The sequence below is a fragment of the Azospirillum ramasamyi genome (assembly GCF_003233655.1).
In the GTDB taxonomy this organism is placed as follows: domain Bacteria; phylum Pseudomonadota; class Alphaproteobacteria; order Azospirillales; family Azospirillaceae; genus Azospirillum; species Azospirillum ramasamyi.
Map to the genome: position 1 here is coordinate 883,846 of NZ_CP029829.1, position 24,931 is coordinate 908,776.

General features: G+C 67.8%; 24 protein-coding genes. 13 read left to right on the forward strand and 11 right to left on the reverse strand.

Annotated elements, in window-relative coordinates:
* The 4 genes from trpC to DM194_RS04070 all read right to left on the reverse strand — a co-directional run bounded on the left by trpC (position 1) and on the right by DM194_RS04070 (position 3,016).
* Entirely contained in the window at positions 1-804 is an 804-nt protein-coding gene (gene trpC / locus DM194_RS04055) for an indole-3-glycerol phosphate synthase TrpC (RefSeq protein WP_111066042.1), read from the reverse strand.
* Positions 804-1,838, reverse strand: a complete 1,035-nt coding sequence (trpD, locus tag DM194_RS04060; protein WP_111066043.1) for an anthranilate phosphoribosyltransferase — start codon at positions 1,836-1,838, stop codon at positions 804-806. Before trpD ends, trpC begins: the two co-directional genes overlap by 1 nt.
* A complete protein-coding gene (locus tag DM194_RS04065) occupies positions 1,835-2,443 on the reverse strand; it encodes an anthranilate synthase component II (protein ID WP_111066044.1) in 609 nt (202 codons plus the stop codon). The genes trpD and DM194_RS04065 overlap by 4 nt, the downstream gene beginning before the upstream one ends.
* 120 nt (positions 2,444-2,563) lie before the next feature.
* Positions 2,564-3,016, reverse strand: coding sequence for an STY0301 family protein (locus DM194_RS04070; protein ID WP_111066045.1), 453 nt, complete (start codon positions 3,014-3,016; stop codon positions 2,564-2,566).
* 124 nt (positions 3,017-3,140) lie between these two features.
* Between DM194_RS04070 and DM194_RS04075 the strand changes: the two genes are divergently transcribed.
* The 3 genes from DM194_RS04075 (at position 3,141) to DM194_RS04085 (ending at position 4,924) form a co-directional block, all read left to right on the forward strand.
* Positions 3,141-4,340 carry a divergent polysaccharide deacetylase family protein gene (locus tag DM194_RS04075; protein ID WP_246024279.1) on the forward strand — a complete coding sequence of 400 codons (1,200 nt, stop codon included), beginning with the start codon at positions 3,141-3,143 and terminating at the stop codon, positions 4,338-4,340.
* Between the two features lie 21 nt (positions 4,341-4,361).
* A complete protein-coding gene (locus tag DM194_RS04080; RefSeq protein WP_425457265.1) occupies positions 4,362-4,574 on the forward strand; it encodes a heavy-metal-associated domain-containing protein in 213 nt (70 codons plus the stop codon).
* Positions 4,575-4,693: 119 nt separating this feature from the next.
* Positions 4,694-4,924 (forward strand): FmdB family zinc ribbon protein, encoded by a 231-nt coding sequence (locus tag DM194_RS04085; protein WP_111066047.1) that lies wholly within the window; start codon positions 4,694-4,696, stop codon positions 4,922-4,924.
* A gap of 48 nt (positions 4,925-4,972) precedes the next feature.
* On the opposite strand, the gene DM194_RS04090 is transcribed toward DM194_RS04085, so the two are convergent.
* On the reverse strand, positions 4,973-6,958 hold the full coding sequence (locus tag DM194_RS04090; protein ID WP_111066048.1) for a lytic transglycosylase domain-containing protein: 1,986 nt from the start codon (positions 6,956-6,958) through the stop codon (positions 4,973-4,975).
* 36 nt (positions 6,959-6,994) lie between these two features.
* On the opposite strand from DM194_RS04090, the gene dapA reads away from it, so the two are divergent.
* The 4 genes from dapA to DM194_RS04110 all read left to right on the forward strand — a co-directional run bounded on the left by dapA (position 6,995) and on the right by DM194_RS04110 (position 10,324).
* A complete protein-coding gene (dapA, locus tag DM194_RS04095; RefSeq protein ID WP_111066049.1) occupies positions 6,995-7,870 on the forward strand; it encodes a 4-hydroxy-tetrahydrodipicolinate synthase in 876 nt (291 codons plus the stop codon).
* Between the two features lie 30 nt (positions 7,871-7,900).
* Positions 7,901-8,374 (forward strand): SsrA-binding protein SmpB, encoded by a 474-nt coding sequence (gene smpB, locus DM194_RS04100; protein WP_111066050.1) that lies wholly within the window; start codon positions 7,901-7,903, stop codon positions 8,372-8,374.
* A gap of 5 nt (positions 8,375-8,379) precedes the next feature.
* Complete coding sequence (locus tag DM194_RS04105; RefSeq protein ID WP_111066051.1) at positions 8,380-9,414, forward strand: class I SAM-dependent methyltransferase; 1,035 nt, start codon at positions 8,380-8,382, stop codon at positions 9,412-9,414.
* A gap of 289 nt (positions 9,415-9,703) precedes the next feature.
* The gene (locus tag DM194_RS04110; RefSeq protein WP_246024280.1) at positions 9,704-10,324 is read left to right on the forward strand and encodes a TetR/AcrR family transcriptional regulator; all 621 of its coding nucleotides are present in this window, start codon (positions 9,704-9,706) and stop codon (positions 10,322-10,324) included.
* Positions 10,325-10,638: 314 nt separating this feature from the next.
* On the opposite strand, the gene hemB is transcribed toward DM194_RS04110, so the two are convergent.
* The 3 genes from hemB to DM194_RS04125 form a co-directional block, all read right to left on the reverse strand.
* Entirely contained in the window at positions 10,639-11,643 is a 1,005-nt protein-coding gene (gene hemB, locus DM194_RS04115) for a porphobilinogen synthase (RefSeq protein ID WP_111066052.1), read from the reverse strand.
* Positions 11,644-11,758: 115 nt separating this feature from the next.
* Positions 11,759-12,667 carry a metallophosphoesterase family protein gene (locus DM194_RS04120; protein ID WP_111066053.1) on the reverse strand — a complete coding sequence of 303 codons (909 nt, stop codon included), beginning with the start codon at positions 12,665-12,667 and terminating at the stop codon, positions 11,759-11,761.
* A 19-nt stretch (positions 12,668-12,686) separates the two neighbouring features.
* Positions 12,687-13,580 carry a diacylglycerol/lipid kinase family protein gene (locus tag DM194_RS04125; protein WP_111066054.1) on the reverse strand — a complete coding sequence of 298 codons (894 nt, stop codon included), beginning with the start codon at positions 13,578-13,580 and terminating at the stop codon, positions 12,687-12,689.
* A gap of 361 nt (positions 13,581-13,941) precedes the next feature.
* Between DM194_RS04125 and DM194_RS04130 the strand changes: the two genes are divergently transcribed.
* From DM194_RS04130 to DM194_RS04150, 5 genes are all read left to right on the forward strand, one after another.
* Positions 13,942-15,003, forward strand: a complete 1,062-nt coding sequence (locus tag DM194_RS04130) for an enoyl-CoA hydratase/isomerase family protein (protein ID WP_111066055.1) — start codon at positions 13,942-13,944, stop codon at positions 15,001-15,003.
* A 254-nt stretch (positions 15,004-15,257) separates the two neighbouring features.
* A complete protein-coding gene (locus DM194_RS04135) occupies positions 15,258-15,731 on the forward strand; it encodes a MarR family winged helix-turn-helix transcriptional regulator (RefSeq protein ID WP_012974024.1) in 474 nt (157 codons plus the stop codon).
* Between the two features lie 300 nt (positions 15,732-16,031).
* Positions 16,032-17,324: a cation:proton antiporter gene (locus tag DM194_RS04140; protein ID WP_111066056.1), complete on the forward strand. Its 1,293-nt coding sequence runs from the start codon at positions 16,032-16,034 to the stop codon at positions 17,322-17,324.
* A 210-nt stretch (positions 17,325-17,534) separates the two neighbouring features.
* A complete protein-coding gene (locus DM194_RS04145) occupies positions 17,535-18,764 on the forward strand; it encodes an ABC transporter substrate-binding protein (RefSeq protein ID WP_111066057.1) in 1,230 nt (409 codons plus the stop codon).
* 391 nt (positions 18,765-19,155) lie between these two features.
* Entirely contained in the window at positions 19,156-19,818 is a 663-nt protein-coding gene (locus DM194_RS04150; protein WP_111066058.1) for a phasin family protein, read from the forward strand.
* 320 nt (positions 19,819-20,138) lie between these two features.
* On the opposite strand, the gene DM194_RS04155 is transcribed toward DM194_RS04150, so the two are convergent.
* Positions 20,139-20,981: a 23S rRNA (adenine(2030)-N(6))-methyltransferase RlmJ gene (locus DM194_RS04155; RefSeq protein ID WP_111066059.1), complete on the reverse strand. Its 843-nt coding sequence runs from the start codon at positions 20,979-20,981 to the stop codon at positions 20,139-20,141.
* A gap of 69 nt (positions 20,982-21,050) precedes the next feature.
* The gene (locus DM194_RS04160) at positions 21,051-21,746 is read right to left on the reverse strand and encodes a lysozyme family protein (RefSeq protein WP_111066060.1); all 696 of its coding nucleotides are present in this window, start codon (positions 21,744-21,746) and stop codon (positions 21,051-21,053) included.
* 590 nt (positions 21,747-22,336) lie between these two features.
* On the opposite strand from DM194_RS04160, the gene DM194_RS04165 reads away from it, so the two are divergent.
* A complete protein-coding gene (locus tag DM194_RS04165; protein ID WP_111066061.1) occupies positions 22,337-23,680 on the forward strand; it encodes a tetratricopeptide repeat protein in 1,344 nt (447 codons plus the stop codon).
* A 36-nt stretch (positions 23,681-23,716) separates the two neighbouring features.
* Here DM194_RS04165 and DM194_RS04170 read toward each other — a convergent pair whose 3' ends face one another.
* Positions 23,717-24,892 carry a glycosyltransferase family 4 protein gene (locus DM194_RS04170; RefSeq protein ID WP_111066062.1) on the reverse strand — a complete coding sequence of 392 codons (1,176 nt, stop codon included), beginning with the start codon at positions 24,890-24,892 and terminating at the stop codon, positions 23,717-23,719.
* Positions 24,893-24,931 lie beyond the last annotated feature (39 nt).

Consider the following 24,931-nt stretch of genomic DNA (forward strand, 5'->3'; position numbering starts at 1 on the left):
CTATGCCGGGGCCAGCAGGGCGCGGGTGGCGGCGGTCACGTCGGCCTGCCGCATCAGCGATTCGCCGACCAGGAAGCAGCGCGCCCCGACCTTCGCCATGCGGGCCAGATCGGCGGGGGTGTAGAGCCCGCTTTCGGCGACCAGCATGCGGTCGGGCGGCACGTTGGCGGCCAGTTCCTCCGTCGTCGCGATGTCCACCGCCAGCGTCTTGAGGTTGCGGTTGTTGACGCCCAGCAGCGGCGTCTTCAGCAGCAGCGCGCGGTCCAGCTCGGCGCGGTCATGCACCTCGACCAGCACGTCCAGCCCCTGGGCGAGGGCGGCGTCCTCGATCTCCGCCGCCTGGGCGTCTGACAGCGAGGCCATGATGATGAGGATGCAGTCGGCACCCAGCGCGCGGGCCTCCACGATCTGATAGGGATCGACCATGAAGTCCTTGCGCAGAACCGGCAGGTCGACCGCGGCGCGGGCGGCGACCAGATACTCGTCCCTGCCCTGGAAATAGGGCTCGTCGGTCAGCACCGACAGGCAGGTCGCCCCGCCGCCGCGATAGGCGCGCGCCAAGGCCGGCGGATCGAAATCGGCGCGGATCAGGCCCTTGGACGGGCTGGCCTTCTTGATCTCGGCGATCAGGCCGTAGCGCCCGGCCTCCACCGCGGCGCCGAGCGCCCGGATGAAGCCGCGCGGCGGGTTGGTCTCGTTGGCGGCCCTGGCGGCGGCCTCCACCTCCGACAGCGGGCGGGCGGCCTTGCGGGCGGCGACCAGCGCGCGCTTGTCGTCGTTGATGCGGGTCAGAACGTCGCTCATCAGGCCACCGCCTCGTTGGTGATGGCGACCAGCCGGCGCAGGCGGTCGCGGGCGCCGCCGCTGTCGATGGCGTCGGCGGCCATCGCCGCGCCCTCCTTCAGCGTCGCGGCCTTGCCGGCCACCAGCAGGGCGGCGGCGGCGTTCAGCAGCACGATGTCGCGGTAGGGGCTGCGCGCCCCGTCGAACAGGGCGTGGATCGCCTCGGCGTTGACCTGGGCGTCGCCGCCCTTCAGGTCCTCGATGCGGGCGCGGGGCAGGCCGGCGTCCTCCGGCGTCACCTCGAACACCGTCACCTCGCCGTCCTTCAACTGGGCGACGGTGGTGGGGCCGGTGGTGGTGATCTCGTCCAGCCCGTCGGAACCGTGGACGACCCAGGCCGCTTCGGAACCCAGCCGCTTCAGCACCTGCGCCAGCGGTTCCACCCACTGCTTGGAGAAGACGCCCAGCACCTGCCGCTTGGCGGTCGCCGGGTTGGCGAGCGGACCCAGCAGGTTGAAGACGGTGCGGGTGCCGAGTTCCACCCGCGTCGGGCCGACGTTGCGCATGGCAAGGTGGTGGCGAGGCGCCATCAGGAAGGCGATGCCGGCATCCCACAGAGCCTTGCGCACCTGCGCGAAGTCGCAGTCGAGGTTGACGCCCAGCGAGCCCAGCACGTCGGCGGCGCCGGATTTGGACGAAATGGCCCGGTTGCCGTGTTTGGCGACCGGCACGCCGCAGGACGACACCACCAGCGCCGCGGCGGTGGAGATGTTGTAGGTGCCGGCGCCGTCGCCGCCGGTGCCGCAGGTGTCGATGGTGCCGGGAGGCGCATCGACCGGGATCGCCTTGGCGCGCATGACGCGGGCGGCGCCGGTGATCTCGTCCACCGTCTCGCCGCGCACGCGCAGGGCCATCAGGAAGCCGCCCATCTGCGACGGGGTGGCGTTGCCGGACATGATGATGTCGAAGGCGAAGCCGGACTCCGCCTCGGTCAGGGCGGCGCCGGTGGCGACCTTGCCCAGAATGGCCTTCATATCGGACAGATCGCCGCTCATGCCGCGTTCTCCAGGGCCGCGGTCTCCGGGCGGGGACGTGTCAGGTCCAGGAAATTCCGCAGGATCTTGTGGCCGTGCTCGCTCTCGATGCTTTCGGGATGGAACTGCACGCCGTGGATCGGCAACTCGCGGTGGGCCAGCGCCATGATGAGGCCGTCGGCGGTCTCGCCGGTCACCTCCAGGCAGGCGGGCAGGGTCTCGCGCTCGACGATCAGCGAGTGGTAGCGGGTGGCGCGGAACGGGCTGGGCAGGCCGGCGAGCACGCCGCGTCCCTCGTGCCGCATGCTGTCGACCTTGCCGTGCATGGGCACCGGGGCGCGGATCACCCGGCCGCCGAAGGCCTGGCCGATCGACTGGTGGCCCAGGCAGACGCCCATCAGCGGCAGGCGGGCCTTGGCGGCGGCGTCGATCAGCGGAAGGCAGATGCCGGCGCGGTCGGGATTGCAGGGGCCGGGCGACAGCACGATGCCGTCGGGGCGCAGAGCCATCGCCTCCTCCACCGTCAGGGCGTCGTTGCGGCGGACCTGCACGTCGGCGCCAAGCTCGCCCAGGTAATGGACGAGATTGTAGGTAAAGCTGTCGTAGTTATCGATGAGCAGCAGCATGCGCCTTCCGCCTTCCACCTTCGCCCGGATCGTCGGGGCCGTTCCGCCCCTGTTCCAACGACGGACACCCTAACGGCTGAGGGGGCGGATTTCCAGCCTCCGCGCAGAACTCCCGCGGTATCAGCGGCAGTCGAGCTGCGGAGGGGTCTTGGGCTCGTCCAGCACGGTGCCGCGGATGTCGGCCTCCAGCGTCAGGGTGCAGCGGCGGATGCTGCGCGGCAGGTCGGCGGCAAGCGCCGCCTGGGTGTTGCGGTAGCGGCAGACAAGGAAAACGTTGTCGCGGCGCGAGCCGGAGAACTCCCAGACCTGGACGATGCTGCGCCCGCGCCGCAACTCGCGGTCGGGGGCGAGCGTGGCGGGAGCGGCCGAGGTCATCTGGCTGGCGCGGTCGCCCGCGACGATGGAGATGCCGGCGAAGCTGTGGCTGTCGCGGCCGGGGTAGGGCGACCAGCCGCCGGGGGCGTCGGGCTGCGCCTGGACCGTCAGGCTGGCCGGGCAATCCATGGCGGCCAGCGCCGGAGTCGCGGCGGCGGCGGCCGGAAGCAGGGCGGCGATGACAAAGATGGGACGCATCGGGCGGACTCTTCGGAATGGGCTTGGCCGCATCGGGCGGATGGCGCCGCAGCGGCGTTCTGCGCCGATTGGGCGGTTGCGGTCGTGGCGGCGGGGTGCCAGTGTGCGGCGCCCCGGTTGCAGGATGGACGTCGTCACCATGGCCCGCAAGGCGCCTTCAAAAGCCCGCAAATCTCCGCTTCCCCGCCTTCTGTCGAACCCCTTCGTGCTGGCGCTGGCCGCCGTCGCCGGGGTGTTCGCCATCGCTATGGGAGTGGCGACGCTGACCGGCGGAAGCTCCGGTGGCGAGTCCGGCAAGCCGGCGCCGGTGCAGCAGGCTGCCCAGCAGCAGGCGAATGGACAGCAGGCAAGCGGGCAACAGGCAAGCGGGCAACAGGCGGTGCAGCCTCCGCCGGTGCAGTCCCCGCCGGTGCCGGCGGCGAAGGTGGAACCGCCTGCCCCAGCCCCGCAATCGACCGCGCAGACGGAGACGGAAAGCACCGGCAAGGCGGCGGCGGAGAAGCCGGCGCCGGCCGAATTCCGCCCGCCGGCCACGACGGTGGCGATGCTGCCGCCGCCCGCCCCGCCCAGCCAGCCGCCGGTGCAGGCCCCATCGGGCAATGCCGCGCTGTGGCGCAAGAACGCCCTGCCGGCGGAGGTGCCGCAGGGCAAGCCGATGATCGCCATCGTCATCGACGACATGGGGGTGGACCGGAAGCGCTCGAACCGGATGGCGGCGCTGCATGGTCCGCTGACCTTGTCCTGGCTGCCCTATGCCCGCGATCTGCAGGTCCAGGCCAGGGCGGCGCGGGCCAACGGGCATGAGCTGATGCTGCACATGCCGATGGAACCCAGCGTGAAGGCCGATCCAGGCCCGAATGCCCTGCTGGTTTCGCTCGACCGGGGGGAGATCGTGAAGCGGGTCCGCGGGGCGCTGGACAGCTTCGATGGCTATGTCGGGGTCAACAACCATATGGGGAGCCGCTTCACCGCCGACCGCGCGGCGCTGGCGCCGGTGCTGGCCGAACTGCATCGCCGCGGCCTGCTGTGGCTGGACAGCCGGACGACGCCGAACAGCGCCGGGATCGGGCTGGCGCGGGAACTGAAGATGCCGTGGATCGGCCGCGACATCTTCCTCGACAACCAGGATACGGTCGCTGCGGTCAAGGCCCAGCTGGCGAAGACCGAACAGGTCGCCAGGCGGCAGGGCTATGCCGTCGCCATCGGCCACCCGCATGATGCGACAATCGACGCCCTGGCGTCCTGGATGCCGGATGTGCAAAAGCGTGGCTTCGTACTTGTCCCGGTCAGCACGCTGGTGCGGATGCGCCATACCGGCGGCTGACCCGACCGTGAGGGGAGCCCCATGACGATGGCCGATGCCTACAAGGTGGATGGAATGACCTGCGGCGGCTGCGCCCGCTCCGTCTCCAATGCGATCACCAAGGCGGCGCCCGATGCCGCCGTGACCGTGGATCTCGCGACCGGCACGGTGATGGTGGACGGCGGCATCCCGGAGGAGGTGGTGCGGCAGGCGGTGGAGGCCGCGGGATTCGATTTCGGCGGCGCCGCGGCCTGACGCCGTGCCGGGCGCGCCGTGTGTGATGCGCTCTGTTTGATGCAGCGCAACAAAACCGTTTTTATAATATGGATATTGCGGGATACTCGGGCCGACTCGATTCGTACCCGGAGATCCCGATGCCGCTCTATTCCTACCGCTGCAACGCCTGCGACCATGGATTCGAGACCCTGGTGCGCTCCGGCGAGACGCCGGCCTGCCCGTCCTGCGGCAGCGCCGGGCTGAGCCGCCAGCTATCGAACGTGGCGCCGGAGGGCAAGGCCGGCGCCGTCGTCCAATCGGCCCGCCGGATGGCGGCGAAGGAAGGACACTTCAGCAACTACGCGCGGTCGGAGCGGCCGAAGGGGTGAGGGTGGGGCGGGCGTGGACCCTCACCGGACCTCGCCCGCCGCGACACCCTATCGCCGCAAATCCCTGTCCAGATTCGGCTCCGCCCGGTCGCCGCTCAGGCGGGCCCGGTAGACCTGGACGGCCTCCAGGACGCGCTGGACATAGTTGCGGGTCTCGGAGATCGGGATCAGCTCGATCCAGTCGACCACGTCCACCGACTCGGTCCGCGGGTCGCCGTAGGTCTGCAGCCAGTTGCGCACCCGGTTCGGCCCGGCGTTGTAGCCGGCGATCGCCATCACCCAGGAGCCGTTGAAGCGGTCGATCAGCTCCGACAGATAGGCCGAGCCGAGCACGATGTTGTACTCGGGATCCGAGGTCAGCCGGGAGTGGGTGTGCTTCAGGCCCAGCTTGCCCGCCACCAGCTGCGCCGTCGCCGGCATCAGCTGCATCAGGCCGCGCGCGCCGGCCGACGACACGATGGTGGGGTTGAAGGTGCTTTCCTGCCGGATGATGCCGTGGATCAGCGCCGCTTCCGGCGCCGCCGGCCGGGCGTCGATCATCGGATAGCCGGCCTCGACCAGGAACACCTCGTTCTGCGCGGCGTCCTTGGCGGCGGCGACGGCGAGATCGCGGCGGCCGACCTCGCTCGCCAGCCGGGCGGCGAGAACATAGTCGGCGGGCGTCTTGGCATCCAGGCTGATGCGGCGGATGAAGCTGCCCAGCCGCGCATCGGTGCTGCCGCCGATCTCCGCCAGCAGGCGGGCGACGCGCACCACCTCGCGCCGGTTGAAGGCGGCGCTGTCGGCGCTGGACACCGGCGGCGGCGCCGGCAGGGTGACGGCCCCGTCGGAGACATGGCGGAAGGCCAGCTGGCCGTAGAAGGTGGTGGGGTAGGTCGCGGCCTTGGCGTACCAGTCGCGGGCCGGCTCCGTCTGTCCCAGGGCTTCCGCCGCCCGGCCGCACCAGTAGGCGCCGCGCGCCTTGCTGATCGGCGCCGAGACGGAGCGGTAGAGCTTGTGGAAATGGGCGAAGGCCTCCGACGGCTTGTCGAGGAAGCGCAGGGCCAGGAAGCCCGACAGGAATTCCGCGTCGGCGAAGGCGCTGCCCTCGGTCATGCCGTGGGTGCTGACCAGACGGTAGGCGAGGTTGAAGTCGCCGCGCTCCATCGCCCGGCGTGCCAGCAGATGGCGCTCCGGCCACCAGGCCTGCGGACGGCCGAGGTCGGTGCCGGCGCGGGCGATGATTTCCAGCGCGCCGGCATCGTCGCCCTTGCGGCGCAGATAGCGGGCGCGGTCGAACATCAGGCCGGGATCGTCGCGCAGGGCAGAGGCGACGCGGGCCAGAGCCGCTTCGGCGCCGGGGCTGTCGCCGTCCAGCGCGATGCGCGCCTCGATCAGCGTGTCATAGGCCTCGTCGAAGAAGGGCAGCATCCGGCGCACCGGCGCGTCCTGCCGGGCCCAGAGCAGCCGGTCGATGCGCGCCTTGTGGTCCAGCGGGCGCAGATAGGGGGTGTAGTGGGAGAGGAAGGCCGCTTCCTCGTCCGGGGTGAAATTGGTCTCGGCCCACTGCTGGCGGATCAGGCCGGTCGCGTGCTCCACGCTGCCGGTGGCGATCAGCGCGTCGGCGTAGCGGACGAAGCCGTCATTGGTCTGCGGCGGGGACTGGCGGAACCACTCAACCACCTCGGCCGGCGGGATGTCGGGCATCGCCAGCTCGGCCTGACGGCGCAGGGCCGCCATGTTGGGCCAATCCGGATTCTCGCGGATGAAGGCCGTGATCTCGGCGTAGCTGCCGCCGCCGGGCGTGGCGAGCGCCATCCAGCGCAAAACCTTCGCCGGTAACGGGTCCTGGGCGCGGGAGGCCGCGGCCAGCGCCTCGGCCAGCCGGTCGTTATCGGCGAGCTTGAACGCCTCGCGATAGACGGCGATGTCCTGCGCGCTCAGAGCGGCGGCGGGCAGGGCGCCGGGAAGCGCGGCGGCAACGGTGAGGAGACCGGCGAAAACAGCGCTCCGGGCGCTCTTGCCGAGGGCGACGGGGAGGGATAATGTGCGCAACTCTTTTTTCCAGCTAAGCCGACTGAGGAGGCAGCCATGTTCCACGGTTCCATTGTCGCCCTTCTGACTCCGTTCAAGGGCGGGAAAGTGGACGAGACGGCCTTCCAGTCCTTTGTGGAGTGGCAGGTCGCCCAAGGCACGCACGGTCTCGTGCCCTGCGGCACCACCGGCGAGTCGCCGACCCTGTCCCACGAGGAACACAACCGCGTCGTGGAACTGTGCATCGAGGCGGCCGGCGGCAAGGTGCCGGTGATGGCCGGCACCGGCTCCAACTCGACCGAGGAGGCGATCGCGCTGACCCGCCATGCCAAGCAGGCAGGCGCGCAGGCGGCGCTCGTGGTCACGCCCTACTACAACAAGCCGTCTCAAGAGGGTCTGTACCAGCATTTCAAGGCGATCCATGACGCGGCGGATTTGCCGATCTTCATTTACAACATTCCCGGCCGCAGTGTCGTGGATATGTCTGTGGCGACGATGGCGCGGCTTGCGAAGCTGCCCAACATCGTCGGCGTGAAGGACGCGACCGCCGATCTGTCCCGTCCGTCCCGCCTGCTGCAGGAGGTCGGCCCCGACTTCATCCAGCTGTCGGGCGAGGACGCCACGGCGCTGGCCTTCAACGCGCAGGGCGGCGTGGGCTGCATCTCCGTCACCGCCAACGTGGCTCCGGCGCTGTGCTCCGCCATGCAGACCGCCTGGGCCAAGGGCGACCTGAAGGAGGCGTTCCGCCTGCGCGACGTGCTGTCGCCGCTGCACGACTCGATGTTCGTCGAGACCAGCCCGGCCCCGGTGAAGTTCGCCGCCAGCCTGCTGGGCCTCGGCAGCGACGAGGTGCGCCTGCCGCTGGTTCCGGCGACGGAGACCGCACGTGCCGCCGTTCGTGGAGCCATGACCAAAGCCGGCCTGTTGTCCTGAGCGACGGAACGGGCCGTATAGGAGAGAGACTTGGCGACGCGCGAGGAAGCTAAAAAATACGCGGCACAGAACCGCCGCGCGCGGTTCGACTTCTTCATCGATGATGTCCTCGAGGCCGGGATCATGCTGACCGGGTCTGAGGTGAAGTCGTTGCGCGGCGGCCGCGCCAGTGTGAACGAGGCCTATGCCGGTCTGAAGGGCGGGGAGCTGTTCCTGTTCAACGCCTACATCCCCGAATATCTCCAGGCCGGCCGCATCGATCAGCACGAGCCGAAGCGGCCGCGCAAGCTGCTGGTCCGCCGCCGCGAGCTGGACAAGCTCGCGGCCGGCATCAAGCAGAAGGGCGTTACGCTCGTGCCGATGTCGGTCTATTTCAACGACCGCGGCTTCGCCAAGGTCGAGATCGGCCTCGCCACCGGCAAGAAGAAGCACGACAAGCGCGAGAGCGAGAAGGAACGCAGCTGGCAGCGCGACAAGGCGCGGCTGATGCGCGACAAGGGCTGATCCAGGTGGCACGTCTAGACAACCGGGCCACGGACCGCGACCAGACCGTCGCCGCCGTGGCCGCCGAAGCCCTGTCCGACATCCGGCCGCAGGGCCGGATCCTCGTCGCCTTCGACAGCGACGGCGCCATTGCCGAGGCTCTGCGTGAAGGCGGGGCGGAGGTGGTGGTGTGGAACCGGCTCGCCACCGCAAACCAGGGCGGCGGACGGACGGCCACGCCCTGGCCGGCCGAGGGACCGTTCGACGGCGCCGTGCTGCGCCTGCCGCGCGGCTGGGCCGGATTCGAGATGGCGCTGCATGCTCTGGCCTCGCGCCTCGCCCCCGGTGCGCCGCTGTGGATCGCCGGCGGCAACGACGAAGGCGTGACCAGCGCGCCCAAGCATCTCGACGGGCTGGCCGGGGACGCGGAAACGCTGATCATCAAGCGCCGCGCCCGGCTGCTGCTGACCCGCCGCACCGACGCGCCGGCCAAGGGCGAGTTGGAGGATTGGCGGCAGACCGTCACCCTGACCCTGCCGGACCGGACGCTGGAACTGGTGTCCTATCCCGGCCTGTTCGCCCACGGCCATCTTGACGCCGGCACCGAATGCCTGCTGAAGGTGCTGCCGGAGATCGCCGCCGGCACCCGCGTGCTGGATTTCGGCTGCGGCGCCGGGGTGATCGCGCGGGCCGTGCGCGAACGTCAGCCGGATGCCCCTCTGACCCTGCTGGACATCGATGCGGTGGCGCTGCATGCCGCCCGCCAGAATGTGCCGGACGCCGAACTGGTGCTGAGCGACGGGCTGACGGGGTTGGGCACCCGCGAACGTTTCGGCCTGATCCTGTCCAACCCGCCGCTCCACCGCGGCAAGGACGAGGATTTCGGCATGCTGGACGCGCTGGTGGCGGGGACCAAGCAGTATCTGAAGCTGCGCGGCACGCTTGTGGCGGTGACCCAGCGGACGGCCGGCGTGGGCAAGCTGTTCAAGGCGGCCTTCGGACACAGCGACATGCTGCTGGAGACCACGCAATTCCAGGTCTGGGCGGGGACGCCGAAGTAAGGGCCTTTCGATAGGCGCTGGCCGGGGCGGATTCCTCCAACTTTCCTCACCCGCTCTCGGCGGACCGAAGGTCCGTCCGGTGGCGGGGGGATTGGAACCTTGCCAGTGTCCGGGTGAGTTTCCGGCGGTGCCACCCGTCCGCGCTGGATATGTTGCGCTGCTTCATCGCTTTACCCCTCCCGTGCCGCTGTCTGGCGGATTACCCTGAGAATCTGCGGCACTAAATTGCACTGTACGGTGCAGTTTACTTGACCGCCAATGGATGTCGATGTCTCGGGAGGGGAATGCTGTGCGTGGTTCGGCGAAGCGGGATGCGGTGGTGGAGGCGGCAACCCGCGCCTTCCTGACCCACGGGTACGAGGCGTCGTCGATGGACGCCATCGCCGCCGACGCCAACGTGTCCAAGCGCACCGTCTACAATCACTTCCCCGGCAAGCGGGAGTTGTTCCAGGCCGTTGTCTCCGGGCTGTATGAGGGCTTCCACAGCGACGGCGGCCAGACCCTGCGCCATGACCAGCCGCCGGAACAGGCGCTTCCCGCCTTCCTGCGGTCGATGCTGGTCCATATGCGCCGCCCGGAGGTGCGCGGCCTGCTGCGCCTCGTCATCGCCGAGCATCAGCGATTTCCCGAGTTGTCGCAGATCTATCTGGACGGCAAAAAGGGGCAGGCCTATGCGCTGCTCGACGACTACATCGCCGCCCAGCATGCGCGCGGGCGGCTGAATGCGCCCGACCCGCATGTGGCGGCGACCCAGTTGATGGGCGGCCTGAAGGAGGTGCTGTTCTGGCCGACCATGCTGGGCCTCCCGGTCACCGCCGATCCCGAGCGGGTGATCGCCGATTCGGTGGCGGCGCTGGTGCGGGCCTATGGCACGGCGACGGCCAGCGGTCGCGAAGGTTCGACGGGCTGACGCCGACGGCTGCGGGAGCGGCGGTCGGCAGGAGCGGGCGGAAGACGGTGGCCTTTGTCATCACGGGGCGTTTCCGCTGATACCGCCGAGCGTAAGTCCTGACTTATGCTCGGAGGTAAAGGCCGCGACTGCGGCCCCGCAGGCCCATGCCTGCGAAGGCAAGCGGCCGGACGGCCGCGCCCGCCGTCTGAGGGCGAGCGTAAAGTCTGATGTGTCAGACTTTACGCTCGATGATATGAGTGGGATCCCCAGGACGACAAAGGGCCGCGGATCGGTCCGCGGCCCCGGGACGGCTCGAAGAAGGTTTCGACCTCTCAGCCTTGCTTGAGCAGTTTCGCGGCGTCCACCGCGCCATAGGTCAGGATGGCGTCGCAGCCGGCGCGCTTGAAGCCCATCAGGGTCTCCAGCAGGGCTTTGTCGTAGTTCAGCCAGCCATTGGCCGAGGCGGCGCGCAGCATCGCGTATTCACCCGACACGTGATAGGCGAAGGTCGGAACCGCGAACTGGTCCTTCACCCGGCGGATGACGTCGAGATAGGGCAGGCCCGGCTTCACCATCACCATGTCCGCTCCTTCCTGCAGGTCGCAAGCGACCTCGCGCAGGGCCTCGTCGGTGTTGGCGGGGTTCATCTGGTAGGTGGTCTTGTCGCCCTTCAGGAAACCGCCGGAGTTCACCGCGTCGCGGAACGGCCCGTAGAAGGCGGAGGCGTATTTCGCGGCGTAGGAGCAGACGCGTGTGAGATGGTAGCCGTCCTTGTCCAGCGCGTCGCGGATGGCGCCGATGCGGCCGTCCATCATGTCGGACGGGGCGACGATGTCGACGCCGGCCGCCGCCTGCGACAAGGCCTGTCGGATCAGGACCTCGACGGTCTCGTCATTCTGGATGTAGCCGTCGCGCAGCAGGCCGTCATGGCCGTGGCTGGTATAGGGGTCGAGCGCCACGTCGCCCAGGATGCCGACTTCCGGCGCCGCCGCCTTGACCGCGCGGATGGCGCGGTTCATCAGGTTTTCCGGGTTGTAGGCCTCCGCCGCATCTTCCGACTTGCCATCCGAGCCGACGACCGGGAACAGGGCGATGCAGGGGATGCCGAGCGAACCGGCCGTCGCCACCGCTTCGCACAGCAGGTCGATGGTCAGGCGCTCCACGCCGGGCATGGAGGCGACGGGCTCCCGCCGGTTCTCGCCTTCGATCACGAAGACCGGCCAGATCAGGTCGTCGACGGTCAGCGTGTGCTCGGCGACCAGACGGCGGGTCCAGGCGTCGGCGCGGTTGCGGCGCAGACGGGTGCGCGGGAAGGCGGCGGGAAGGGAGATCGGCATCGGGAGACCATGCACTTAGAACGAGTGCGGCGATCCTACGCCTTGCCGCGTAGTGAACTCAAGCCATGGGGGCACCAGCCATCCCCCGGGATGGGCCGGCAGCCTTGCGAATGCCTCATGCCCTGTCCCGCTCGTGCCCAGTTGAAAGGCGGTCGGCCGTATTCCACGGGGCGGCGGCCGGATCGCTGGACACGGGGCGGAATCCGGTGTCCTGCGCCTGCAAGGTCCAGCGGTGCCCATGCTTGCGATAGGTGGACACCAGTCCGCCGGTGAAGGCGGCACCCTCCCACGACCTCACCTCGAAGGTCACGGTCGGCATGTCGACGGTGATCAGGTTGTAGGCGTTCGTCTCGTTCCGCAGCCGGGTGGAGGTCGCGGTGGAGGCCTGCGCCACCAGGATCGAGCGGGCGATCTGGGTATGGAAGCTCATGATGTCGCCGGAATAGGCCTTGTGCAGATGGCCGGCCAGCAGCAGGTCGACGCCGCAGCTTTCCAGCGCCGGCAAGGCCAGCTTGTGCCGACCGACCAGTTGGGTCTTCGGCATGTCCGGCGGCGGCAGGAAGGGGTGGTGGGTGAACAGCACCTTGAACACGGTGTCGGGCATGCCGCAGAACACCTCGCGCACCCGCGCGATCTGCTTCTTGTTCATCCGCCCTTCGGAAAAATCCATGATGACGGGGCGGGTGGTGTTGATGCCCAGCACAGCGATCTCGTTGTCGACATGCAGCGGGCTGAAATCGCTGGTGATGTAGCGCCGGTAATTGCCGAACGGGTCGGTGAAGCGCTTGAACACATTATAAACCGGGATGTCATGATTCCCCGGTACAGCCATGTATGGAAAGGGCAATTTCTCCAGGAAGGCCCGTGCTTCCTCGAAGTGGCGCACTTTCGCCCGCTGCACGAAGTCGCCGGAAATGACGATCAGGTCGGGGGCCTGGACCGTCAGGTCGGCCAGCAGCCCTTCGACGACATGCGGATCGATCCGTCCGAAATGCAGGTCGGAAATGTGAGCGAGCCGTTTCACGCCAGCTTCATCCTTTCTCTCAGCCGGGTGCCAGAACCTTCAGTGCTCCCGGGCGAATCCGGTAGTGAAGCGGCGCGTGCAGCTTCCGGATCTCGCCGTCGTTGACCATCTTCAGGCGATGGCGGCGGCTGTGGACCGTCAGGCTGGTGACCGCATAGGTGTCGAGCGCCTCGTCCTGCTTCCAGGATCCGGCGACCAGCCGTCCCATCAACCGAAGCATCGCGAAGGCGTTCCGTTCACGGGCGACGTAGACCCCAAGTTTTCCCGCATCCAGCGACTGGCGCGTCAGGACCAGACCGAAGCCGTCGTCGTAGACGTTGTTGGAGACGACCAGGATCGGCGTTCGCATCCGCTTCGGCCCCTCACCCCAATCCAGGCGGACGTCCAGCAGCGGAAGCCGGTACAGCGTCTTCGCCATGGCCAGCGCGGCACCCGGCCATTTCAGCAGCCGGTGCTGCTTGCGCTGGCGCTCACGCTCCTGCACCACCTGGGGATAGAAGCCGAGGATCGAGCTGTTGGTGTAGGGCTCGCCATTCACTTCGGCGACGTCGATGACGCGGACCCGGCCGGCGGCCAGCGCCTCCGCCGCCGCTTCCAGTTCAAGTGGAACATGAAGATCGCGGGCCAGGAGGTTGAGAGTACCCAGGGGAATCACTCCCAGCGGCTTGCCTGTGGGCAGCGCCAGCTTCACCGCGCTGTGCAGCGTGCCGTCGCCGCCGCCGACCACGACGATCTCGGCATCGGAGTCCAGCACCCGCCGGATCGTCTCCGTGCATTGGGCGCCGTCGACGGCGTGCAGGTCGACCTCGGCGCCACGCCGTTCGAAGGCGGCACGGATCGACTGCTTGGCCCCGTCCAAGGGGCGGTCGACCAGCGAGCCGGCCTGCTGGTTCAGGATGATACCGACTTTCATGGCCGACCGGCCGGATTGCGAAGCGGCATGGTGTCGAACCTTCTGTGGAACTGCCGACTGTGGAACCGCCGATGGCTTTGCATCTCGGGAGCTCTGCGCCTCGGGGGCTGTGCGGAACAGATGAGAGCGTGAGCGCAACGGTCCAAGGGGCGCGGAAGTTCCTTATCCGGTTGTGCGGCGGCGCTTGCGAACATCCGGTGCCGTATGGCCGATTTGACAGAAACGCCGGCTCCCGTATCATCTGCGGTAGCCGCAAGCTTCGCCTTCGTATTTCGCCGTCGCATCGGGGATGCATCAGGGGGGCGGAGCGGGTGGCCCGATACCGCGCGAATTCCAACGATAATCGAGAAAATACAAGACGATGAGCGACGCTGCTGAGATTCTGTTCGAACGTCGGGGCGCCATCGGCCTCGTCACGCTGAACCGGCCGAAGGCCCTGAACGCCCTGACGCTGGGCATGATCAGGCTGTTCGATCCGCAGCTGCGGGCCTGGAATGCCGACCCGGAGGTCAAGGCCGTCGTGATCCGCGGCGCGGGCGAGAAGGCCTTCTGCGCCGGCGGCGACGTCGTCAGCCTGTACGAGGCCGGCAAGGCCGCGAAGGAGGGACGCGGCGACACGGCACCGGTCCGCGCCTTCTTCAGCGAGGAATATGTGCTGAACCGGCTGATCAAGCGCCTGTCCAAGCCCTATGTCGCGCTGATCGACGGCATCTCCATGGGCGGCGGCGTCGGCCTGTCGGTGCACGGCAGCCACCGCATCGTCACCGAACGCACCCTGTTCGCCATGCCGGAGACGGGCATCGGCCTCTATCCCGATGTCGGCGGCACCTATTTCCTGCCGCGGCTGCCGGGGCAGGTCGGCATCTGGCTGGGCCTGACCGGCGACCGGCTGAAGGCCGCCGACATGCTGGCGATCGGCGCCGCCGACGCTTTCGTGCCGAGCGGCAGCATCGACGCGCTGATCGAGGGTCTGGCGGCCGGCGTCCCGGCGGACGAGGCGGTGGCAACCCATCGCGGCGAGGCGGGAGAGGCGGCGGTGACCGCGCTTCGCGCCGAGGTCGACCGCTGCTACGGCTTCGACAGCGTCGAGGCGATCATCAAGGCGCTGGAGGCCGAGGGGACGGAGTGGGCGGCCCGGCAGATCGCCACGCTGCGCCGGGTGTCGCCGACCAGCCTGAAGGTGACGCTGGCGGCCCTGCGCCGCGGGGGCAAGCTGGATTTCGAAGCCTGCATGGTGCAGGAGCTTCGCCTCAGCCTCGCCTGCCTCGCCGGGGACGACTTCTACGAAGGCATCCGCGCGGTCCTGGTCGACAAGGACAAGAATCCGAAATGGAAGCCGGCCGATCTGGCCGATGTCGGGCCGTCCGACGTGGAGCGTCATTTCGCCGAACCCGCGGGCGGCGATCTGGTGTTCCGCGACTGACGCAATAGCTGTGGGAGTCGGCCCCGGCGCGGTCTCCGGGGCCATTCCGTTCCGGTTATACCGCTACATTCACCCGATAGAAAACATTCGGATGAGGTGGCACTTGGCGAAAGTGACCTGTACAGACGGGTTGTGCCGGACTTTTTCCGGAATTATTAGGATGATTGCCGACGAATGATCGGTTAATCTCGCTTTAAGGTCCCGGTGTCGTCCTTGCGCGGGGAACGGCCGGTTTAGAGCCAAAGGAGACCGCGGTGCGCAAACCTTATTATGAGAGCATTCTGTTGATCGAGCGGCTTCACCGCCACTTTCTCGAAGTGCTCAAGACCGAACTCGACCGGCTTGGGATCCAGGACATAAACAATGTCCAGAGTCTGATCCTTTACAATATCGGTGAAGACGAGATGACGGTCGGCGAGCTGACCGCGCGCGGCTATTACCTGGGCTCCAACGTCTCCTACAACGTCAAGAAGATGGTCGAGAACGGCTATCTCGGACAGGAGCGCTCTCCGCACGACCGCCGCTCCGTCCGCGTCCGCCTGTCGGAAAAGGGCCTGGACCTGCGCGAGAAGATCAGCGTCATGTTCGAGCGTCATCTGGCCGCCCTGGAAAAGGCCGGTTTCAGCGACGAGGAACTGACCAAGGCGAACGAGACCCTGCGCAAGCTGGAACGCTTCTGGTCGGCTTCGCTCGACTACAGCGGCTTTCCGATGACGTCTGCGGCCTGAAGAAAGGCCGATTTTGCGACTGCCGCCCGCGGTTCCGGCTCCCGCGGGCGGCATCCAGCAATACTTCCCGTCCCTTTGCGGCTATTCGCGTTCTTTTGGGCGTTTCCCGTGGAAGTCCGGCGGGACGGGGCAGGGAAGCAAAATCCGACGAGCCGGCATCTACGCTGCCTTTCCGCAGTGTTCCTTTTTGTCGCTGAACCTTCCCGCATCTTTTGGCGTTGACGGGATTAGGTTCCTGCGTGCCCGGACGATGTCCAGACAGCAAACCGCGTCGGGGGCATTCTCTGGAACAGGCGGCGCATGTCCTACATCGTCTTCATGGTTGGGCTTGGTTTCCTGATCCTGTTGGTGGCTTGGCTGCCGATGGTGCTGAAGGAACTGCCGCTGTCGCTGCCGATCATCTGCGTGGCGCTGGGATTCGCGGCCTTCAGACTTCTGCGGCTGGACAACCCTGAGCCGCTTGCCTTTCCGGAGGCGACGGAGCGACTGACGGAACTGATCGTCATCATCTCACTGATGGGAGCGGGGCTGAAGCTGGACCGCCGCGTCGGCTGGCGGCGCTGGAACGTCACATGGCGGCTGCTGGGCATCACCATGCCGCTGTCGATCCTGATGATCGGCCTGATCGGCTGGTATTGGCTGGCTTTCCCGCCGGCGGCGTCGATCCTGCTGGGGGCGGCGCTGGCGCCCACCGATCCGGTCCTCGCCTCCGACATCCAGGTCGGTCCGCCGAAATCGGGGGAGGAGGACGAGATCCGCTTCAGCCTGACCTCGGAAGCCGGACTGAACGACGGCCTCGCCTTTCCCTTCGTTCATCTCGCCGTCGGCGTCGCCCTGCTGAACAACAACTCGCCCTGGGAGATGCTGGAGCATTGGGCGTTGCTGGACGTCCTCTGGCGGTTGGCCGCCGGGGTCGGGGTGGGTTGGCTGGTCGGACGGTTTCTCGGCTATGTCACCTTCAGTGTGCCGAATCGGGCGAACCTGTCGCGGACCGGCGATGGCTTCGTGTCGCTCGGCGTCACCCTGATCGCCTATGGGGTCACCGAACTGGTCAACGGCTATGGCTTCGTCGCCGTGTTCGTCGCTGCGGTGGCGCTGCGCGATGCCGAGCGGGACCACGAGTATCACGAACGCCTGCATGACTTCGTCGAACAGACCGAGCGGCTGATGATGATGCTGATGCTGGTCCTTTTCGGCGGCACGCTGGCCCATGGGCTGATCGACGCGCTGTCCTGGAGCGCGGTCGGCGCGGCCGTGGCGATCCTGTTCCTGGTGCGTCCCGTGGCGGGACTGGCCGGTCTGGCCGGCGTGCCGATGCCGTTGCGGGAGAAGTTGGCCATCGGCTTCTTCGGCATCCGCGGCATGGGCAGCATCTATTACGTCGCCTATGCCCTGAACGCCGCCGATTTCGACGTGCCGTACGCATTGTGGGCGGTGACCGGGCTGATCGTGCTTCTCTCGATTCTGGTCCATGGCACGACGGTGACGCCGATCATGCGGCTGATCGACCGGCGCCGGCAGGGACTCGCCCCGCCGCCGGCCGCCGCCATACACCCCCGAATGGGAAAAGCGGGTGTTTCGCCCGAGTCTTGATGAAAATTGTTTGTGAGGCTGAAATTCCGCTTCGCCTACAACATGATGCCCCTGCATAGTGGTTGGGAAGCGGCGGCGCGAACGGCCGGACGGTTCCGGCAAACCGGACCCATCGGCCGGCGCGACCGCGCGGGGAGGCCGCCTGACGAACCCGTCCGGCAAGCCGCCCGAAACCATGCGCAACGCAACGCTGAGGGGAGGAATTCACGCATGATCGCACGTCTTCTGACCGGTGCCGCCCTGGCCGCCTTGACGATCGGTGTCCTGTCCACGGGACCGGCCGATGCCCAGCAGGGCAAGCTGTCCGGCGATATGGTCAAGATCGGTGTGCTGAACGACCGGTCCGGCCTTTACGCCGATCTCGGCGGCGAGGGATCGGCGATCGCCGCGCGCATGGCGGCGGAGGAGTTCGGCAACAAGATCCTGGGCAAGCCGATCCAGATCATCACCGCCGACCACCAGAACAAGCCTGACATCGGCTCCAACCTCGCCCGCCAGTGGATCGACCAGGACGGGGTGGACGTGATCGTCGACGTGCCGAATTCCGGCGTCGCCCTGGCCGTTCAGGAAGTGACGAAGGAAAAGAAGACGATCTTCCTGATGGAAGGCCCGGCCACGTCGCGCCTGACCGGCGACGCCTGCTCCCCCACCGGCTTCCACTGGCCCTACGACACCCGCGCGCTGGCGGTCGGCACCGGTCAGGCCATCGTGAAGGAGGGCGGCGACAGCTGGTTCTTCATCACCGCCGACTATGCCTTCGGCCACCAGCTGGAGGCGGACACCTCGGCCCAGGTGAAGAAGGCCGGCGGCAAGGTGGTCGGCTCGGTCAAGGCGCCGCTGAACACCGCGGACTTCTCCTCCTTCCTGCTGCAGGCGCAGGCGTCGGGCGCCAAGATCGTCGGGCTGGCCAATGCCGGCGGCGACACCATCACCTCGATCAAGCAGGCGTCCGAATTCGGCCTGACGCAGAGCGGACAGCAGAAGCTGGCCGGTCTGCTGATCTTCCTGTCCGACGTGCATGCGCTGGGGCTGCAGGTGGCCCAGGATCTGGTGCTGACCACCGGCTTCTACTGGGATCGCAACGACGAGACCCGCGCCTGGTCCAAGAAGTTCTTCGACCGCCACGGCAAGATGCCGACCATGGTGCAGGCCGGCAGCTATTCCGCCGTCCGCCATTACCTGAAGGCCGTCGAGGCCGCCGGTACGGATGACGGGCCGACCGTCGCCGCCAAGATGAAGGAAATGCCGGTCAACGACATGTTCGCCCAGAACGGCACCATCCTGCCCAACGGACGCATGGTCCACGACATGTATCTGGCGCGGGTGAAGAAGCCGTCGGAATCGAAGGGACCGTGGGACTATTACGAAATCCTGCGCACCATTCCCGGCAACGAGGCCTTCGCCACCTTCGAAGAGAGCGGCTGCAAGCTGCCCAAGTAAAAGCGCGACTGATACCGCCGAGCGTTGCTTCCAGCTTGCGCTCGGCGGCATGGGCCGCGATTGCGACCCCGCAGGCACAGGCCCGCCAAGGCAGGCGGCCGGGTGGCCGGGCCGGAGAAATCCAGGCGAGGCTTACGAAAAACGCTGAACCATGAAATATTTCAAACAAGAAACACGAATGACGAAAGAGTTCTTTCGATAAAGTGGCCCCACGGTTACAAGATACCGCATACCTCGAAAGAAAGTGTGCGGGATTATTAATTTGCTCCATGGAACGTTCTGCTTGTCGAGTGTTATACGACTCAACGCGTGCGGCGGTGCAGCAAAATGACCGGCGCGAGTTTTGGGAAGAAGCGTCCACCCGGACGAACGCATTCGAGGAGCATCCCGCATGGCTACGGATAAAGACACCACGACCACCACGCGTGACACCGCCCACCGTGCGAAGGGCACGGCGGAAGAGATGACCCGCGCCGGGGAAGCCGCCACCCGCCGGGCTGCCGATGCCGCCCGCTCGATGGGCGATGAGGCGGCCGAGACCGGCCGTCATGCCGCCGACGCCGGCGCGGAAGCCGGCCAGAAGGTGATGGGCGCCGGTGCCGACATGACCCGCCGCACCGCCGAAACCGCCCGCACGGTGATGGGCACGGCCAGCGACGTCGCCGGCCGCACCTCGGAGCAGTTGCAGCGCGCTCTCGGCCTGTCCAAGGAAGCTCAGGGTGAGGTTGCCAACCAGACGCGCGAGACCATGGACGTCATGGTTCAGTGCGGCGGCGTGCTGGCCGATGGCTGGCAGAACGCCTGGCGCGAATGGATGGGCCTGGCCCAGGAAGTCGCCAGCCGCAATGCCGAAGGCATGAACGCGCTGATGCGCAGCCGCACGGTCCCGGATTTCTACGCGACGCAGAGCCGGATGCTGAAGGACAACATGCAGCTGGTGCTGAGCCGCAGCGTCAAGATTTCCGAGCTGTCGGCCAACACCGCCAGCACCGCCATCGGCAAGCTGAATGCCCGCCTCGAAGGGGCGGCCCAGCAGACCGAGCGCCGCTTCTAAAGGGGATTGCAATCCGCTTTGAACCGCGACGGCGCTCCCGGCCGCTCATGCGGCCGAAGCCCGACCGGCGAATGAGGTCATATGAATCTAAAGCGAATGCAAATTCGCTTTGGAGTGTGGAAAAACCGATAGCTTGGAGTCCGTCGGATACGTGGATGCGCATCCGACGGACTCCACACATCCGCCATCCGAAAAGGAACGGTCTCCATCCTGACCTGAACCCCGGCCCGCAAGGACCGGGGTTCTTTTTATGCGCCGGATGCTTCGCTCGCGACGCTTCCGGCGTTGGCTCTGTTACGACGCCTCCGGCATTGTTCTGGTTAAGATGCTTCCGGCGTCAGCCAACTCACCGACGCGCCGCCGCCGGTCGAGGGCAGGGCGTCGTGCAGGGCCGGCAGCATGGCGCGCAGCGTCTCGTCCAGCTTCCAGGGCGGGTTGACGATCAGCAGGCCGGAGCCGTTCAGGCGCAGGTGGGTGTCCTCGGGATGCCACGTCAGTTCCGCGATCAGCACCTTGGGGATGCCGGTCTTCTCCACCGCGTCCTGGAAGCGCCAGACCGCCGCCCGCTCCTTGATGGGATACCACAGGGCGAAGATGCCGGTGGACCAGCGGCGGTGGGCCAGAGCCAGCCCTTCCGCCATGCGGGCGAACTCGTCCGGCTGTTCGAAGGGCGGATCGATCAGGACGAGTCCGCGCTTCTCCTTGGGCGGCAGATGGGCCTTCAGTGCGGTGTAGGCGTCCGATTGGTGGACGGACACGGCCCGGTCGTCGGCGAACTCCGACTTCAGGCTGCGGGCGTCGTCGGGATGCAGCTCCACCAGGACCATGCGATCCTGCGGGCGCAAGGCGGCGCGGGCAATCCGGGGAGAGCCGGGATACCAGCGCAAGGCGCCGTCCGGGTTCAACGCCTGCACCGCATCCAGATAAGGAGCCAGCCCCGGGTGGGGAGCCGGCCGTCCCCACAGCCGGCCGATCCCGTCGTCGCTTTCCGCGGTCTTGCGGGCCGGTTCGGAGGTCAGGTCGTAGCGCCCGATTCCGGCATGGGTGTCGAGCACGCAGAACGGCGCCGGTTTGGCGCGCAGATGATCGAGGATCAGCGCCAGGACAGCGTGCTTCATCACGTCGGCCGGGTTGCCGGCGTGGAAGATGTGGCGGTAGTTCATGCGTCGGGGTTTACCCGATCACGCCGCTTCGCGCCAGCGGTCATGCCGGCGCCGCTGCCGATGCGGGGATCAGTTGATCGCGGCGACCTGCTGGGCGTTGCGGAAGCTGCGGCGGGTGCCGGGGGCAACGCTGACCGGATCGGTGTCTTCACAACGGGGCGAGGCGAGCAGCTTCGCGCTCTGCGCATCCAGTTCGGACAGGCTCTGCCAGATCTTGCAGACATAGGCCTGGGCGCGGCGTCCCGAGCTGCCGTTGTAGCGGGCGAGCGCGGTCTTCCAGTTGCCTTCCTCGCCATGGAGGCGGACCAGAAGCTGACCGGCATAGAACACGTTGTCACGCGGCTCGACGATCTTCTCGAGCGGCTGGAACTCGCCGCGGTGCGAGGCGACCGACAGCTGCATGCAGCCGACATAGGTGTTGGAGCGAGGCTGCCCGCGATGGTCGCGCAGGTGACGGGCGGCATCGTTGATGTTGCGGGCGTAGTAGGGACGGCCCTGCACGCTCATCGCGAAGGGATGCGGCGCACCATCCTGACCGCTTTCGACCAGGGCGATCGCCACCAGCATGCCCGAGGGAATGCCGAGCTTCTGTTCGGCTTCCACCGCGTGGGGGACGCAGCTTTCCTTGGCGAGCGACGGGCTCGCGGTCTGTGCCTGGGCGGGGAGCGCCATCGTCAGCGCCACCAGAGGAGCCGTCAGCAGTCCCGCAGCCAGTGCGAAGCGTCCACCCCTTGTGGCGCATCCGCGCTGATTTCGTTCCCGCATCCCAAATCTCCTTCTGATGTCGCCCCGTGTTACACGGCGGCTGTTTGGCCCCCCGCGCGGGGCCGTTGTTCCGGTCACCGAGTCGCTTACGGCGACCGCCTCCTACCCAGATGTTCGACGCCTCCCAATCGGGCGCCGGGGCCACACTTCCAAAAAACTGATCCAGCGTCAACCGCCTTGCACCCTGGTAATACCACAGCTTTCGGCCGTCAGATGTCACGCGGAGGCGCCCCACCGGCGATCTAGACCCTTCGGTTGCGGCCATAAGCCTTTGAATCGCCACATTTGCCGGCGAAATCGAAAGGGGTGTTCCGATGGTCCTACCCTGCCGTCCGTACGGGGGATGAAAAAGGGGCTACTGCGACCGCGTGTCGCCGGAATCACACGTCCAGATCATTTTCGCTCCCCCCTTGCGCGGCGCATCAACTTGGGGCAGTAACCTCCGCCGCCTTGTTTCCCTGGACTCGGGCGGGTCGGGTTCGAGGGTGCCGCCATGGGCAGATCGCCACTGGATCGCGGCAGGCGGATGCCGAGCCTCACGGGCCGGGGCACCCCGGTCGTGCAGGCTCGACCTCAAAGGAATCCATCCCTTGCCCGCGGACTCGTCCTTAGTTGGAGCGTTTCCCGCTCCAGAACTCGATCAACTGTTCCGCTTTGGTTACGACCGGCTCTATGCCGGGGATTTTGCCGGGTGCATCCACGGGTTTCAAGTTGCCGCCGCCGCCGATCCCGCCAATGGGGAGGCCTGGGCGGCGCTGGCCGACGCCTGCGGCGAGGCGGGCCTGACGGATCGGATGGCGGCCTGCTACCGGCGCGCCGTGGCGCTGGAACCGGCCAATCGGACATGGCGGCTGACGCTGGCCGACGCCCTGCGGAAGTGCGGCGAATTCGATGCGGCGCACGCCTTATATAGAGTGCTGGCAGGCGAACGGAGCGATTCGGCCACGGTGCGACTCGGACTCGCCCATTGCCTGGCCGCGCTGGGCCGGCAGGACGAGGCGCTGGAGGAGTTCCGGGAGGCCGTGGCCCTGCGCCCGAACGACCGCGACACCGTGCTGGCGCTGGCCGAGGCGTTGGCCATGGCCGGTGACGCGCTGGCGGCGGTGGAACTGCTGCAGCCGCTCGCACGGCGCCATGAGGATGATGCGGGGGTCCACCATGCGCTGGGCCGTTGCTGGCTGGCGCTGCGCGAACCGGCGAAGGCGCTGTCCGCACTCCGCCATGCGCGGGATGTCGCCGACGGGGACGAGGCTGCGCCGATGGAACGGCTGATCGCGGCGCTGGAGGCCGGGGAGGGCGCCGACCTGTCCGCCGCCTATGTCCGCGCCCTGTTCGACCGCTATGCCGACCGTTTCGACCAGGAACTCGTCGGCAAGCTCGGCTACGCGGCGCCCGACCATCTGCGGGCGGCGGTGGGCCGAGTCGTTCCGGCGGCGGCGGGGCTGCGGATCCTCGATCTCGGCTGCGGCACCGGGCTGGCCGGCGTCACCTTCAAGTCGCTGGCGGCGCATCTGGCCGGCGTAGACCTGTCGCCGCGCATGGTGGAGAAGGCTAGGAAGCGCGGCCTTTATGATGAACTTTGCGTCGGCGACGTGGTGCAGGCGATGGAGCGGACGCCCGGCGGCTGGGACCTGCTGGTCGCTGCCGACGTGCTGGTCTACATCGGCGATCTCGCTCCGGTCTTCGCCGCGGCGGCCCGCGCCCTGCCGCAGGGTGGCCATTTCGCCGCGACGGTGGAGCACCTGCCGGAAGGGTCGGCCCTGGAGTTCGCCCTCGGCATCACCCGCCGCTACGCCCACACCGAGGCGTATGTCCGCCGCAACGCGGAGGAGGCCGGCTTCGCGTTGCGCCTGATGGAGTCCTGCGCGCCGCGGCGGGAAAAAGGCGTGCCGGTCGCCGGGCTGCTGTTCGTGGCGGAACGCGCCGCCGGGTAAAGGGGGGACGGCGGCGCCAATGACGGGTTGGCGCCGTCAGGCGCCGCAGGCCTCGACGAAGGACCTGGCGAAATGCGTCCAGGTCCGTTCGCCCTGGATGAAGGCGAGGGCGCGGTCGGCGCGGCGTTTCGCCTCCTCCCGGTCGGCATGGATCGCTTCCAGATGAGCGACGAGCTCGTTGACCGAAGACTCCTTCCAGCCCTTGCGGTCGCCCTTGTGGAACAGCTGGGTCTGCTTCGTCAGCGGCCAGCAGCGCGGCTCCCCGGCCGAACCGATCAGGTCGAGATGGCCGGTGTTGGCCGACAGCACCACCGGGACGCCGCAGGCCATCGCCTCCATGGCGACGAGGTTGGTCGCGCCCTCGCACCGGTTGGGGAAGACCGCGGCATGGCAATCGGCCATCACGGCAGCGATGTTGGCGCGGCCGACGAGGCCGAGGTCGACCACCGATCCGGCGGGCAGGCCGTAATGCGCAGCCCACTCCACCACCTGCAGCCGTCCGTCCGGTCCGATGTTCGGCGGGGTGCGGGTCAGCTGCGATTCGGCGATGGTGAAGGCCGTTTGCGGCCAAGGGCTTTGCCATGCGGTGACGAGCAGTGCCTCCGGATGGCGCTGCTGGAAGGCGCGGAAGGCCATCAGCACGATGTCCTGTCCCTTGCGGTATTCCAGCTTCCCGCCTGAAAACACCACGAACCGGTCGCCGAAGCGCCCCGAGGGCGGCAACGGCCGCATCTCCGTCGGGTCGACGCCCTGGAATGCGAGGCCGACGGTGTCGAAGCCCTGTTCCAGCAGAAGGTCGCGGTTGTAGGTGGAATGCACCACGATGCGGTCGAAGGCGCGGGCGCGTGCCAGAACCTCGGCGCTGAAGTTCGTGTCCTCAAAGGCGATGACGCCGATGTTGCGTTGCCCGCGGAAGCGGCTGGAAGGCTCGCCGGCCGCGAACCCGTTGCCCAGTCCATGCAGGACGTCGGCATCCGGGATGAAGATGGTGCTGGCGCCGCAGGCGGCGGCGGCCTCCATGTAGCGGCGATGCTCGTCTTCCAGGGCCTGAAGCGCCGCCCTGTTCTCCGGCCGCAGGCTGTCCATCACCGGAGTGTCGAGCAACAGCGGGCGCATGCCCTGCGCTTCCAGGTACAGAGCGGTATGAACACCGACCAGCCCCCATCCATGGATCTCGGACAGCGGCCAGGTCAGGGCGAAACGGCGGGTCATGGCGGCCTGCGGAAAAGGGGTGGGGGCGGCAGCCTAGAC

Coding starts and splice junctions, on each gene's coding strand:
- trpC (WP_111066042.1), bottom strand. CDS start 804: ATGAGCGACGTTCTGACCCGCATCAACGACGACAAGCGCGCGCTGGTC.
- trpD (WP_111066043.1), bottom strand. CDS start 1,838: ATGAGCGGCGATCTGTCCGATATGAAGGCCATTCTGGGCAAGGTCGCC.
- DM194_RS04065 (WP_111066044.1), bottom strand. CDS start 2,443: ATGCTGCTGCTCATCGATAACTACGACAGCTTTACCTACAATCTCGTC.
- DM194_RS04070 (WP_111066045.1), bottom strand. CDS start 3,016: ATGCGTCCCATCTTTGTCATCGCCGCCCTGCTTCCGGCCGCCGCCGCC.
- DM194_RS04075 (WP_246024279.1), top strand. CDS start 3,141: ATGGACGTCGTCACCATGGCCCGCAAGGCGCCTTCAAAAGCCCGCAAA.
- DM194_RS04080 (WP_425457265.1), top strand. CDS start 4,362: ATGACGATGGCCGATGCCTACAAGGTGGATGGAATGACCTGCGGCGGC.
- DM194_RS04085 (WP_111066047.1), top strand. CDS start 4,694: ATGCCGCTCTATTCCTACCGCTGCAACGCCTGCGACCATGGATTCGAG.
- dapA (WP_111066049.1), top strand. CDS start 6,995: ATGTTCCACGGTTCCATTGTCGCCCTTCTGACTCCGTTCAAGGGCGGG.
- hemB (WP_111066052.1), bottom strand. CDS start 11,643: ATGCCGATCTCCCTTCCCGCCGCCTTCCCGCGCACCCGTCTGCGCCGC.
- DM194_RS04125 (WP_111066054.1), bottom strand. CDS start 13,580: ATGAAAGTCGGTATCATCCTGAACCAGCAGGCCGGCTCGCTGGTCGAC.
- DM194_RS04130 (WP_111066055.1), top strand. CDS start 13,942: ATGAGCGACGCTGCTGAGATTCTGTTCGAACGTCGGGGCGCCATCGGC.
- DM194_RS04140 (WP_111066056.1), top strand. CDS start 16,032: ATGTCCTACATCGTCTTCATGGTTGGGCTTGGTTTCCTGATCCTGTTG.
- DM194_RS04145 (WP_111066057.1), top strand. CDS start 17,535: ATGATCGCACGTCTTCTGACCGGTGCCGCCCTGGCCGCCTTGACGATC.
- DM194_RS04150 (WP_111066058.1), top strand. CDS start 19,156: ATGGCTACGGATAAAGACACCACGACCACCACGCGTGACACCGCCCAC.
- DM194_RS04155 (WP_111066059.1), bottom strand. CDS start 20,981: ATGAACTACCGCCACATCTTCCACGCCGGCAACCCGGCCGACGTGATG.
- DM194_RS04160 (WP_111066060.1), bottom strand. CDS start 21,746: ATGCGGGAACGAAATCAGCGCGGATGCGCCACAAGGGGTGGACGCTTC.
- DM194_RS04170 (WP_111066062.1), bottom strand. CDS start 24,892: ATGACCCGCCGTTTCGCCCTGACCTGGCCGCTGTCCGAGATCCATGGA.